Origin of the sequence: Campylobacter sp. CFSAN093229 (genome assembly GCF_011068225.1) — a bacterium.
Lineage (GTDB): Bacteria > Campylobacterota > Campylobacteria > Campylobacterales > Campylobacteraceae > Campylobacter_D > Campylobacter_D jejuni.
In genome coordinates this window covers 97,215-109,549 of record NZ_JAAMXB010000008.1, presented here as the reverse complement: position 1 = coordinate 109,549, position 12,335 = coordinate 97,215, and the positions used below count along the sequence as shown (strand labels likewise).

Here is a 12,335-nt window from a genome sequence, read left to right as displayed (position 1 = left end):
ATGCAAATCATGCTTTGTGCTATTTCAAATATAGCGAGTGGAAATTGTTCAGAAGACTGTAAATACTGTACCCAAAGTGCCCATGTAAAAACAGATATTCAAAAATATCGTCGCAAAGAACTTTCACAAATCGTTTTAGAAGCGAAAATGGCAAAGAAAAATGAAGCCTTGGGTTTTTGTTTGGTTACAGCAGGACTTGGGCTTGATGATGAAAAGCTTGAGTATGTTTGTGAGGCTGCTAAGGCTGTGCAAAAAGAAGTGCCTAATTTGCTTTTAATTGCCTGTAATGGTATGGCAAGCGTGGAACAACTCAAAGAACTTAAAAAAGCAGGAATTTTTTCTTATAATCACAATCTTGAAACTTCTAAGGAATTTTTTCCACAAATTTGCACCACTCATACTTGGGAAAGTAGATTTCAAACCAATTTAAACGCTAAAGAAGCAGGACTTATGCTTTGTTGTGGTGGAATTTATGGTATGGGTGAGAGTGAAGAAGATAGGCTAAGTTTTAGAAAATCTTTGCAAGAATTACAGCCTTTTTCAACGCCTATTAATTTTTTTATAGCCAATGAAAATTTAAAACTACAAGTTCCAAGACTTAGTGCTGATGAAGCTTTAAAAATCGTGCGTGACACCAAAGAGGCTTTACCGCAAAGCGTGGTAATGGTAGCAGGTGGGCGTGAAGTGGTATTGCAAGAAAGGCAGTATGAAATTTTTCAAGCAGGTGCTGGGGCTATTGTTATAGGGGATTATTTAACCACTAAAGGTGAAGAACCAAGTCAAGATATAGTAAAATTAAAAGAAATGGGATTTACTTTTGCATCAGAGTGTCATTGATCCGCAAGGTTTAATTGATCTAAAAATTCTTATTGTTATAGCTTTATGCTTACTTTTTTCTCCGCATATTGCAAAAATTTTACGCTTGCCTCTTTCAGCTACTGAAATTATTTTAGGGGCAATAATAGCGTATTTTGGTTTCATAGGAAAAAGTGAAAATTTTGCACTTTTAGCCAATGTAGGTTTTTATTATCTAATGTTTATAGCGGGCATGGAGGTAAATTTAAGAGCCTTTTTTAATATGGATAAAGAAGTCGCCAAAAAAAGTTTTTTTTATATTTTTTTACTTTACGCTTTATCTTCTCTTATAGTATGGATTTTTGGACTTTCTTTAGTATTTGTTATCATTATACCTGTGATGAGTGTAGGGCTTTTATCTTTACTTTTTAAGGATTTTGGAAAAGAGTGTTATTGGCTAAATATTGCTATGATAGTAGCTACTTTAGCTGAGGTGATTTCTATTGTGCTTTTGACTATAGCGGGAGCTTTTTTGCGCGAAGGAACAGGTATTATTGATGTAGCGCAAAGTATTTTATATCTTAATATCTTTTTGGGGCTTTGTTTACTTGGATTTAAAATGCTTGGTGTGCTTTTTTGGTGGTATCCTCAGCTTAAAGTTGTGCTTATGCCATGGGAAGATAAAAATGAAAAAGATATAAGATTTTGTATGGCTATTTTTATACTGATCATTGTTGCTATGGTTATTACAAAACTTGAAATCGTTCTTGGTTCTTTTATAGCAGGTTCATTTATAGCTACTTTTTTTGATCATAAAAAAGATCTTGAGCACAAGCTTTCTACTTTTGGACACGGGTTTTTGATCCCTATTTTTTTTATCCATATAGGTTCAACCTTTGATCTTAAAATGATTTTAGATTATAAAATCGTTTTACAAGCATTTTTACTTATGTTTGTTATGGTGGGTTTAAGAATTTTATGTGCAAGTGTTTTTTTAAAAAGAATTGGTTTTAAAAATATGATTTTATTTGGTCTTAGTCATTCTATGCCTTTAACCTTGCTTATAGCAACAGCTACTCTGGGTTATTCGGGCAAGGTTATTGATGAGAAGCTTTATTCAGCACTTATTTTAACAGCGTTATTTGAGGCTATTATTGTTATGAGTATGATTAAATTTCTTTCTAATTCTAAAAAATGAAAGTTACTTTTTTACTCAAAAAAGCAAACAAAATCTTAAAAATTTAATAATAAAAAAACTCATAATCGCCCTTTTTTGTTAGAATTAATAAAAGTAACAATAAAAGGAGCGAAAATGTCAAATTCCGTTACTATAACCGATAATAGAAATGGAAAAAGCTATGAATTTCCTATATATGATGGTACAACTGGGCCAAGCGTTGTAGATATGTCAAGTTTTTATAAACAAACAGGAATGTTTTCTTATGATGAGGGCTTGACTTCTACAGCTACTTGTAAATCAAAAATCACTTATATTGATGGAGAAAACGGAATTTTAATGCACCGTGGCTATCCTATAGAGTGGCTTGCTGAAAACAAACTTTATTTAGATGTGGTTCATCTTTTACTTTATAAAGAACTACCTGATGCTACGCGTCTTGAAGCGTTTCGTTATGAAATGAAAAAACGTTCTTTTATCCATGAAGGTATGCATCGTCTTTTTGATTCTTTCCCTGATAATGCTCATCCTATGGCAGTTTTACAAGGTGCTGTTTCATCGCTTAGTGCTTTTTATCCTGATCATTTAAACATGAATGTAAAAGAAGAATATATGGAAATGGCAGCTAGAATAGTAGCTAAAATCCCTACTATAGTGGCCACCGCTTATAGATATAAACACGGCTTTCCTATGGCTTATCCAAATTTAGATCGTGGTTTTACAGAAAATTTCTTATATATGTTAAGAACCTATCCTTACGATCATGTAGAGCTTAAACCTATAGAAGTAAAAGCGCTTGATACAGTTTTTATGCTTCATGCAGATCATGAACAAAATGCTTCAACTTCAACAGTTCGTGCTGTGGGTTCAACTCATGCTCATCCTTATGCCTGTATAGCAGCAGGTATTGGTGCACTTTGGGGTCATGCACATGGTGGAGCTAATGAAGGTGTTATTAGAATGCTTGAGCAAATAGGTAGTGTTGATAGGGTAGATGAATTCATCAAAAGGGCTAAGGATAAAAACGATCCTTTCCGCTTGATGGGCTTTGGGCATAGGGTTTATAAAAATTTTGATCCTAGAGCAAAAGTGCTTAAAAAACTTCGTGATCAACTTATTGATGAGTTAGGTATTGATACCAATCTTATTAAAGTAGCAACGCGTATAGAAGAGATTGCTTTAAGTGATGATTATTTTGTTCAAAGAGGGCTATATCCGAATGTTGATTTTCATAGCGGCCTTATTTTAAAAGCCTTAGGTATTCCAAATGAAATGTTTGCTACTTTATTTGTTATAGGGCGCACCCCAGGATGGATAGCTCAGTGGATAGAACAAAAAGAGCAAGAAAGTCTTAAAATAGTCCGTCCAAGACAACTTTATTTGGGTGAAACTAGTAAAATTTAATTAAATTTTTTGTGGAAATTAAAAATTCCACAAAAATCTTCTTGTATAATTTTAAAAAATCTTATAGAAAGTCTATAATCATGCTTAATCTTGATAAATTTTTAGAAATTGCTATAAATGCTAGCAATCAAGCTTCTAAAGCTATTTTAAAAGAGAGAAAAAATTTCAAAACTTGGGAAAAAGAAGATAAAAGCCCACTTACATCAGCAGATCTTGCTTCTAATAAAATTCTAAATGATATTTTAGGTTCTACAGATATCAAAATTTTATCAGAAGAAAAATTACTCAGCAAAGAAGAGTGCGAAGAATTAAAAACTTTTTGGCTTATTGATCCTCTTGATGGAACAAGTGGTTTTTTAAAAGGCAGTGATGAATTTTGCGTTATGATAAGTTTGGTTCATGACAATCGCCCTGTTTTATCGCTTATACAAAATCCATCAAAAGGTGATATATTCTATGCTCATACAAAAACCAAGGTTTATAAAAACGATAAACCTTTGCAAATTGACCAGCAAGAATACGAGAAAAATAAATATAAAGCCTTATTGAGTGTTAATCATCTTAGCAAAGAAGATGAAGACTTTGCAAAAGAGCATCAATTAGAAGCTATTAATATAGGATCTGGATTGAAATTTTGTGCTATTTTAGAGGCTAAGGCAGGAGTTTATAAAAGATTTGAAAAGCTTAATATTTGGGATATTGTAGCGGGAGATTTTTTGATTAATCAAAATGGAGGATTTATGGGGGATTTTTCTAAAAAATACATTTTATATAACCCTTTAAATTATAAATCCAGTCCTTTTATTTGTGTTTCATCTAGGAATTTTTTACAAGATTTTTTATAAAATAAAGAGTATAATTTTATATTTAAATAGTTTATAAGGATGAAGATGAGGTATTGTTTCATTTTGTTTTTAAGTTTAGTTTTAAGTTCTAATCTTTTAGCGAATAATTTTTCTCAGAAAAAGGTTATTAAAATTGAAAAAAGCGCAGATAGTTTTGAAGTAATAGATCTAAACCAAAATGTTGCAAATCCAAATTTAAATCAACAAAAAGCATTATTTGATAGTTCTACTTTAATTGAAAAAAAATCGCAAATCACCAAAGATAAGGATATTGATTTTGCTATTGTATTAACTTCTAGGAAAAATTTTGGTTATTTTTTAGATGGTTTTAGGGTGAGTGATAAGGAATTTTCTACATTATTTGCTAAAAATTTGATTCAAAGTTTAAAGCTTAATTGGGTTAATTCTGCTGCAAATGGTATTTATCAAAGTCCTAAAACTTTATCATATTTTAGCCCTAAAGATGCAAAACTTATAAATGTAAGTCCTTTTTTAACACAAGAAAAAGATAAGGCTAAAATGTATGCCAAATTTACAGATTATGTTGTGGTGGTAAATTTGCAAGATTTTTATGTAAATATTACAAATTATTTTATCACAACTAGTAAAGAGGGTGTGGCTAATGTTAATTTTAAAATTATTTCTACAAGCAATGGAAAAATTCTTGCAGCAAAAAATGCAGAATTAAATTTGACATTAAAAGATCAAGATGCAAAACAAAATTATCAAGATATTGTAAATCAAATGCCAAAAATGTTAGCTAGTGTTATAGATAATGAAATAAAAAAATTAAAATTAACTATCAATTAATTTAAAGATATATTGAAAAATTTTTTAGATAATAATTACTTCATTTTCTAAGTTTATGCCAAATTCTTCAAAGACTTTTTTTCTAGCCAATTCGATAAGAAAAAACGCATCTTCAAAACTTGCATTTTTTTTATTGATTAAAAAATTTGCGTGTTTATCGCTTAACATAGCATCTCCTTTACTAAAGCCTTTAAGTCCTACAGCTTCGATTAAACGTCCTGCAAAGTCGTTTTTTGGATTTTTAAAGATAGAGCCAAAGCTTGCTCCACTAGGTTGATTGCTTCTTGCATTTTTTAAAGCTTCATCTTTAAGGGTATCAAAGTCAAAATTTAGTTTAAATTCAGCCCAAAAAAAAGGCATATTTAAAGGACAAAAACGATAATCAAAATTTATATTTTCTCTTAGAATTTCGCCTTGAGAAGTAGCAATTTTGATTAAATTTTGACTGATACACTCTCCTTTAAGCCCTGCATTCATTTTCAAAAGCCCACCAAGTGTGCCAGGAATTTTGCTTAAATACTCAAAACCCTTAAGATTATTTTCTTTAGCAAAGCGATACATTTTGCTTGATTTTGTTTTGCAGCCTATGCGAAGATGTATAAAATCTTTATTTTGATCTAAAATTTGTATAAAATCAAAACCATCTCCTAAAATTCCTATATTTTTAGGTTTTGGGCTAACTAAAAGGTTGTTTGCACCACCTATTAAAAAACCATCAAAATCACAAATTTGATCCAAAACCAAAACTTCAAATTCATTTCCTATACGCACAGAAGAGTATTTTTTAAAATCAATGATCATTTGATAAAAGTTGGAATTTGATTTAGTATATTCTCAGTAAAATCAATCATAGTTGTAGTCATCCAAGGCATTAAAAAGATTAAAATAACCACAACCAAGATGATTTTAGGAACAAAAGAAAGTGTCATTTCGTTAATCTGTGTAGTTGCTTGAAAAATACTGATTACAAGCCCTGCAATAAGCCCTGCTAAAAGCATAGGCAAGGAAAGTAAAAGTGTGATTTTAAAGGTTTGCACTCCAAGAGCAACTAAGGTACTTTCGTCCATTTTTATCCTTTTTAAGAATTTCTAGCTTCTTCGTATTCGCTAGGGATAAGATAATCATTTACATGTATGATTTTATCATAAAATTTATAATCATATCCTAGTTTAAAAAGCGTATCTACAGCTAAAAGTTGAGTTTGATTCATGCTAATAGAGTTTTTATTGGCATATAAATTAAGATAAGTATCAAGTTTTTCTTCATTAACACGGATAAGTTTTCTTTCCATAAGCATGGGGGCTAAAATTTTACGATTTGCATCGGCAATTTTTACAGCATTGGTTAAATCTCTTTCGATCTTAATCGCATCGCTTAAAGGTAAAGAGCGACGCAAAGCCATTCCACCTAAAGGCAAAGGCAAATTTTCTTTAGCAAATTCAAGCCATATATCCCAAAGTTCTGCTTCCACGCAAAGACTTTGATCAAATTCTAAAATGCTTTCATGGATTAAAACTCCTGCATCTACTTCACCACTTAAAACTGCATTTTCAATGTCTAAAAAATTCTTATAAATGATTCTTGCTTCAGGGTATTTCATACGAAAAATCAAAGCATTGGTGGTATTTGCTCCACTCAAAGCGACTTTAAAATTTCTTTTTAAATGCGTGTCTTTTTTCTTGATGAGTTTTGGCCCATAACCTTCACCAAAACTCACTGCTGTGCGTAAAAGTGCGTATTCAGAAACGATTAAAGGATAAAGCCCAAAAGAAATAGCCGTAGCATCAAATTCATTTTTCAAGGCAAATTCATTTAAAGTTTGTATATCTAAAGCTGTATTTTCATAAGCAAAATCATTCCCTATCCACCCAAATTTAATAGCCATATACATAAAAATATCATCAGCATCAGGAGAATGTGCAATAGTAATTTTTTTCATCTATGCTTCCTTTAAATCTTTGCTTTAATTCTAGCAAAATAAATCATTATTTAATTTTATTTTGTTAGAATTCTAACTAAAAATTTAGAATTTTTAAGGAAAGTTATGGATGATAATAAAAGAAAATCTCTAGACGCTGCCCTAAAAAGTTTAGATAAAACCTTTGGAAAAGGCACTATCTTAAGACTAGGGGATAAAGAAGTCGAGCAAATCGATAGCATAGGCACAGGTTCAGTTGGACTTGATCTTGCTTTAGGTATAGGCGGTGTTCCAAAAGGAAGAATTATAGAAATTTATGGGCCTGAAAGTTCAGGTAAAACCACTCTAACTCTACACATTATCGCAGAATGCCAAAAAGCAGGTGGAGTTTGTGCTTTTATCGATGCAGAACACGCTCTTGATGTAAAATATGCTAAAAATTTGGGTGTAAATACAGATGATTTGTATGTTTCTCAGCCTGATTTTGGAGAACAAGCCTTAGAAATTGTAGAAACTATAGCAAGAAGTGGTGCAGTAGATCTTATCGTAGTAGATAGCGTTGCAGCACTTACCCCAAAAGCAGAAATTGAAGGCGATATGGGCGATCAACATGTAGGACTTCAAGCAAGACTTATGTCTCAAGCTCTAAGAAAACTTACAGGTATAGTTCATAAAATGAATACCACAGTAATTTTCATCAACCAAATTCGTATGAAAATCGGTGCTATGGGTTATGGTACTCCTGAAACCACAACAGGTGGAAATGCATTAAAATTTTATGCTTCTGTGCGTTTAGATGTTAGAAAAGTAGCAACCTTAAAACAAAACGAAGAACCTATAGGAAACCGCGTTAAAGTAAAAGTAGTTAAAAATAAAGTTGCTCCTCCATTCAGACAAGCTGAATTTGATGTGATGTTTGGAGAGGGTTTAAGTCGTGAAGGTGAATTGATCGATTATGGTGTAAAACTTGATATCGTAGATAAAAGTGGTGCGTGGTTTTCTTATAAAGATAAAAAACTTGGACAAGGTAGAGAAAACTCAAAAGCTTTCTTAAAAGAAAACCCTGAAATTGCAGATGAAATCACAAAAGCAATTCAAAATTCTATAGGAATAGAAGGTATGATCAGCGGTAGCGAAGATGACGAAGGAGAAGAATAATGTTAGTAATTGAAGATGTTAGAGCCTATGAAGTTCTTGATAGTAGAGGAAATCCAACCGTAAAAGCCGAAGTTACGCTAAGCGATGGAAGTGTAGGTGCAGCCATAGTTCCAAGTGGTGCAAGTACAGGTTCAAAAGAAGCTTTAGAATTGCGGGATAATGATGAAAGATTTGGCGGAAAAGGCGTTTTAAAAGCTGTTGCAAATGTCAATGAGACCATTGCAGATGAAATTTTAGGACTAGATGCTTTTAATCAAACTCAACTTGATGATACTTTGCGTGAGCTTGATGGAACAAATAATTACTCAAATTTAGGTGCAAATGCGACTTTAGGCGTATCTATGGCAACAGCTCGTGCGGCTGCGGCTGCTTTGGGAATGCCTTTGTATCGCTACTTAGGTGGTGCAAATGCGAGCATTTTACCTGTACCAATGTGTAATATCATAAATGGCGGTGCTCATGCAAACAACAATGTAGATTTTCAAGAATTTATGATCATGCCTTTCGGTTTTACCAGCTTTAAAGAAGCTTTGCGTTCAGTTTGTGAAATTTATGCGATATTAAAAAAAGAACTCGCAAATTCTGGACATTCTACGGCTTTAGGTGATGAAGGCGGTTTTGCTCCAAATTTAGCTAATAACACAGAACCTATCGATCTTTTAATGACTTGTATCAAAAAAGCAGGTTATGAAAATCGTGTAAAAATCGCTCTTGATGTAGCAAGTACAGAATTTTTCAAAGATGGTAAATACCGCATGGAAGGCAAGGCTTTTTCAAGCGAGGATTTGATCGAACGCTATGTAGAACTTTGTGCAAAATATCCAATTTGCAGTATCGAAGATGGCTTAGCTGAAAATGACTTTGAAGGTTGGATTAAGCTTACTGAAAAATTGGGCAATAAAATTCAGCTTGTAGGCGATGATTTGTTTGTAACTAATGAAGATATTTTAAGAGAAGGCATCATCAAAAAAATGGCAAATGCTGTGCTTATTAAACCAAATCAAATCGGAACTATTACCCAAACTATGAGAACTGTGCGTTTAGCGCAAAGAAATAACTATAAATGTGTGATGAGTCATAGAAGCGGCGAAAGTGAAGATGCTTTTATAGCGGATTTTGCTGTAGCTTTAAATACAGGACAAATCAAAACAGGAGCCCTAGCAAGAGGTGAAAGAACCGCAAAATATAATCGCTTGCTTGAAATTGAACTTGAAAGCGATGAATACTTAGGAGAAAAGCTCTGAGCGATTTACTTAAAGAATACGACGAAAGCACAAGAAAAAAAAGTTTTTATACCCATGTTATAAAAATGATTTTTTGGGCTTTTCTTGTTGTAATTGGAGCGATTTATTTTGGCAATATGTTTTTTGGGCAGTATTCTTTAGATACTTTATTAAGCTTAGAAAATACCAAAGAAGAGCTTAATAAAAAGATTATTTTGCTCAAAGAACAAAATGCTAAAGCACAAAAAGATTATTTTGAATTAAAAGGATTATACCCAAATGAAAACTAGAATTTTGGCAATATTTTTTATTTTTACCTCTCTTTTATATGCTGATGAAAATCCTTTCAAGACAGATCAAAATATAACCTTGGTTGCTCCACCTGAATTTCAAAAAGAGGAAGTTAAATTTAATTCTAGTGCAAGAATTTTAAAAAGCATCACTTTTAATTATATCAATTTAGACGGAAGTGAAGATAAGATCGATTTAGATGTTAATAAAAGTATTGATTGGCACGATACTTATACTATATCAAGATTTAAAAGCCCTGATCCTTCAAAAGTACTTGATGTTTCAGTTACTATACCTGAAAAAAATAGCTCTAAACAAGAATCAAACTCAACAGCCAATGTTGAAATACCTTTGCAGGTTGCAAAGATTTATGATTTTATTTCTTACGCGGTTTATAAAAACAAAATAAAACTTAACACTAGTGATGAAATGATCACAGATTTTTCAGTAGGAAATCCAAGCAAAATCGTTATAGATTTTAGATCTAATTTGATTAGCCCTACAAAAAACATACGCCTTAGCAATTCTATTTTTAAACGCATAGACTTTGGATCTCATAAAGGATATTATCGACTTGTAATATATCTTGATGGAACTTATAATTATAATATTCAAAAAGATGCAACTGGATATATGATTAATCTGCTTTGATGAGATTTGTTTTTTTAATATGTTGTGCTTGTTTAGTTTTTGCTAATGAAATTTTACTTCTTAGCAAATTCGATAAGCAAGATTTTAACTCTAAAGATTTTAATGCTTATTTGATGAGTGAAAAACTCGATGGAGTGCGTGGAATTTGGGATGGGAAATATCTAAAAACTCGCCAAAATTACAAAATAAAAACTCCTGACTTTTTTACAAAAAATTTCCCTCCTTTTGCTATTGATGGTGAGCTTTGGATAGCAAGAAATAAATTTGATGAAATTTCAGCTTTAATTCGTAGTGGCGATAGCAATTTGACCTTATGGAAGGAAGTAACTTATAATATTTTTGATGTGCCAAATGCTTGCGAAGAATTTCAAATTTCTACTTACACTCTTAAAAATCGTTTGGCTGTTTTAGAAGAGTATTTGCAAAAATATCCTAGTGCCTATATAAAAATTATTCCTCAAATTCCAGTTGAAAATCAAAATAATTTAAATCAATTTTACGAAAGTATTATAAAAAATCAAGGTGAAGGTATTGTTATACGCAAAAATTTAAGTCCTTATGAAAAAGGCAGAAGTAAAAATGCTATGAAATTAAAACCCTATGATGATGCAGAATGTGAGTTGGTAGGATTTCGCAAGGGTAAGGGTAAATTTGAAAATCAAGTAGGTGCCTTACTTTGTAAAATGCCTAATGGACAAATCATTAAAATAGGCAGTGGTTTAAAAGATGAAGATAGAAAAAATCCTCCAAAAATTGGTAGTATTGTGACTTATAAATTTAATGGATTGACCAAAAATTCCTTACCTCGCTTTCCGGTTTTTTTAAGAATAAGAGATGAAAATCCTTGACTTTAAAATTATTTTGTGATAAAATATTTCCTTTTATTTATTCGGGGTGTAGCGCAGTCTGGTTAGCGCACTTGGTTTGGGACCAAGGGGCCGAAGGTTCGAATCCTTTCACCCCGACCATTTTTTATAAATTTATACAAAATGGTGAGTGTAGCTCAGTCGGTTAGAGCATCAGATTGTGGTCCTGAGGGTCGTGGGTTCAATTCCCATCACTCACCCCACTAAGCGCTCGTAGCTCAACTGGATAGAGCGACAGACTTCGGATCTGTAGGTTATGGGTTCGATTCCTATCGGGCGCACCACCAAGATTTTATATGCGTTCATAGCTCAGCTGGATAGAGCAACGGCCTTCTAAGCCGTAGGTCAGAGGTTCGAATCCTCTTGGGCGTACCACTTTAGCGGATGTGGTGAAATTGGCAGACACGCCAGACTTAGGATCTGGTGCAGCAATGCGTGAAGGTTCAAGTCCTTTCATCCGCACCACTTACTTTTATCATTTTCAAACAAGAGTTGATTTCTCATAAATTTTTATTTCATTTTAAAATTTCTTATGATTGTTAGATAAAATGCAAATTTAATTTAGATAAATTTAAAAATTATCTTGCAAAAGATTTGAAAAATAATTAAAATATACAAAATTCAATTCAAGGAGATTTGTATGAAAAAATTAGGTTTAGCTTTGGCAGCTTTAGTTGCTTTAAATGTGTCAGCATTTGCAGATTTGATAGTTATCAATAAAAAGATTTAGTTCCAGTTTCAGCAAGTGAAATGCAAAACAAATATTTCCAAGAGAGCATAAAATCAACTTTAACTGAGCCACTTTTTAAAAAGGCAACTTTTTATGAAGCAGATATTGTTGCAAAAGTTGATCCAAGAACTTATAAAGTAACTCAAAGTAATATAAAAACTATTATTCAGATAAAAGCAAATCTGTTTATTATAAACAAGTTCTTATATTAACTAGCGATGGTAAAAGAGCTAGATTATCTACTCTTGCTTGCGAAATTGCAAGTTCTGATAAGAAGGGATATTCTTGTGGAAGCACAGCTGATCATAATTATTCTATTAAGTAAATATTGCAAATAAAAATCCGCCTTGAGTTTTCAATCTTGGTGGAAATCCACTATTAGAACATACTATGAAAAAACATAGTAAGTATAAAGTATATCTAAATTTTAAGCTTTTTAAGTTAAAAATTTCTAGTTTTTTTAAATC

At 32.0% G+C, this 12,335-nt stretch carries 13 protein-coding genes, 5 tRNA genes and 1 pseudogene; 16 read left to right on the top strand and 3 right to left on the bottom strand.

The genetic code is table 11. The features are described 5' to 3' along the window. The 5 genes from FBE93_RS05085 (at position 1) to FBE93_RS05065 (ending at position 5,031) form a co-directional block, all read left to right on the top strand. Positions 1-837, top strand: a complete 837-nt coding sequence (locus tag FBE93_RS05085; protein WP_002932087.1) for a biotin synthase — start codon at positions 1-3, stop codon at positions 835-837. After that, positions 818-1,993, top strand: a complete 1,176-nt coding sequence (locus FBE93_RS05080; RefSeq protein ID WP_002892047.1) for a cation:proton antiporter — start codon at positions 818-820, stop codon at positions 1,991-1,993. The genes FBE93_RS05085 and FBE93_RS05080 overlap by 20 nt, the downstream gene beginning before the upstream one ends. Before the next feature lie 114 nt (positions 1,994-2,107). Further along, a complete protein-coding gene (locus tag FBE93_RS05075; protein ID WP_002851494.1) occupies positions 2,108-3,376 on the top strand; it encodes a citrate synthase in 1,269 nt (422 codons plus the stop codon). Positions 3,377-3,456: 80 nt separating this feature from the next. Continuing rightward, on the top strand, positions 3,457-4,221 hold the full coding sequence (locus tag FBE93_RS05070) for a 3'(2'),5'-bisphosphate nucleotidase CysQ (RefSeq protein ID WP_002932084.1): 765 nt from the start codon (positions 3,457-3,459) through the stop codon (positions 4,219-4,221). A 39-nt stretch (positions 4,222-4,260) separates the two neighbouring features. Continuing rightward, positions 4,261-5,031 carry a hypothetical protein gene (locus tag FBE93_RS05065; protein ID WP_072225822.1) on the top strand — a complete coding sequence of 257 codons (771 nt, stop codon included), beginning with the start codon at positions 4,261-4,263 and terminating at the stop codon, positions 5,029-5,031. A gap of 24 nt (positions 5,032-5,055) precedes the next feature. Here the strand turns inward: FBE93_RS05065 and FBE93_RS05060 are convergent, their stop codons facing one another. The 3 genes from FBE93_RS05060 to FBE93_RS05050 are packed head-to-tail and all read right to left on the bottom strand — an operon-like array spanning position 5,056 to position 6,970. Next, positions 5,056-5,832: a UDP-N-acetylmuramate dehydrogenase gene (locus FBE93_RS05060; protein WP_002932082.1), complete on the bottom strand. Its 777-nt coding sequence runs from the start codon at positions 5,830-5,832 to the stop codon at positions 5,056-5,058. After that, complete coding sequence (gene fliQ, locus FBE93_RS05055; protein ID WP_002851290.1) at positions 5,829-6,098, bottom strand: flagellar biosynthesis protein FliQ; 270 nt, start codon at positions 6,096-6,098, stop codon at positions 5,829-5,831. Before fliQ ends, FBE93_RS05060 begins: the two co-directional genes overlap by 4 nt. Positions 6,099-6,109: 11 nt before the next feature. Then, positions 6,110-6,970: a menaquinone biosynthesis family protein gene (locus FBE93_RS05050; RefSeq protein ID WP_002932077.1), complete on the bottom strand. Its 861-nt coding sequence runs from the start codon at positions 6,968-6,970 to the stop codon at positions 6,110-6,112. 105 nt (positions 6,971-7,075) lie between these two features. Here FBE93_RS05050 and recA point away from each other — a divergent pair, with 105 nt between their 5' ends. From recA to FBE93_RS08330, 11 genes and pseudogenes are all read left to right on the top strand, one after another. Then, positions 7,076-8,107: a recombinase RecA gene (gene recA, locus FBE93_RS05045; protein WP_002932074.1), complete on the top strand. Its 1,032-nt coding sequence runs from the start codon at positions 7,076-7,078 to the stop codon at positions 8,105-8,107. Continuing rightward, a complete protein-coding gene (eno, locus tag FBE93_RS05040; protein WP_165434233.1) occupies positions 8,107-9,351 on the top strand; it encodes a phosphopyruvate hydratase in 1,245 nt (414 codons plus the stop codon). Before recA ends, eno begins: the two co-directional genes overlap by 1 nt. A 65-nt stretch (positions 9,352-9,416) precedes the next feature. Next, positions 9,417-9,620, top strand: a complete 204-nt coding sequence (locus FBE93_RS05035; protein WP_002839177.1) for a hypothetical protein — start codon at positions 9,417-9,419, stop codon at positions 9,618-9,620. Then, complete coding sequence (cgpA, locus tag FBE93_RS05030; RefSeq protein ID WP_002866836.1) at positions 9,610-10,272, top strand: glycoprotein CgpA; 663 nt, start codon at positions 9,610-9,612, stop codon at positions 10,270-10,272. The genes FBE93_RS05035 and cgpA overlap by 11 nt, the downstream gene beginning before the upstream one ends. Then, a complete protein-coding gene (locus tag FBE93_RS05025; protein ID WP_165434232.1) occupies positions 10,272-11,120 on the top strand; it encodes a DNA ligase in 849 nt (282 codons plus the stop codon). Before cgpA ends, FBE93_RS05025 begins: the two co-directional genes overlap by 1 nt. Before the next feature lie 42 nt (positions 11,121-11,162). Beyond that, positions 11,163-11,240: transfer RNA gene (locus FBE93_RS05020), tRNA-Pro, on the top strand. Positions 11,241-11,264: 24 nt separating this feature from the next. Further along, positions 11,265-11,341: transfer RNA gene (locus FBE93_RS05015), tRNA-His, on the top strand. Positions 11,342-11,345: 4 nt separating this feature from the next. After that, a tRNA-Arg gene (locus tag FBE93_RS05010) sits at positions 11,346-11,422 on the top strand. Positions 11,423-11,436: 14 nt separating this feature from the next. Next, positions 11,437-11,513 (top strand) — tRNA-Arg (locus FBE93_RS05005). A gap of 5 nt (positions 11,514-11,518) precedes the next feature. After that, positions 11,519-11,603 (top strand) — tRNA-Leu (locus tag FBE93_RS05000). Between the two features lie 175 nt (positions 11,604-11,778). Next, positions 11,779-12,193 (top strand): annotated as a pseudogene (locus FBE93_RS08330) (hypothetical protein). Positions 12,194-12,335 lie beyond the last annotated feature (142 nt).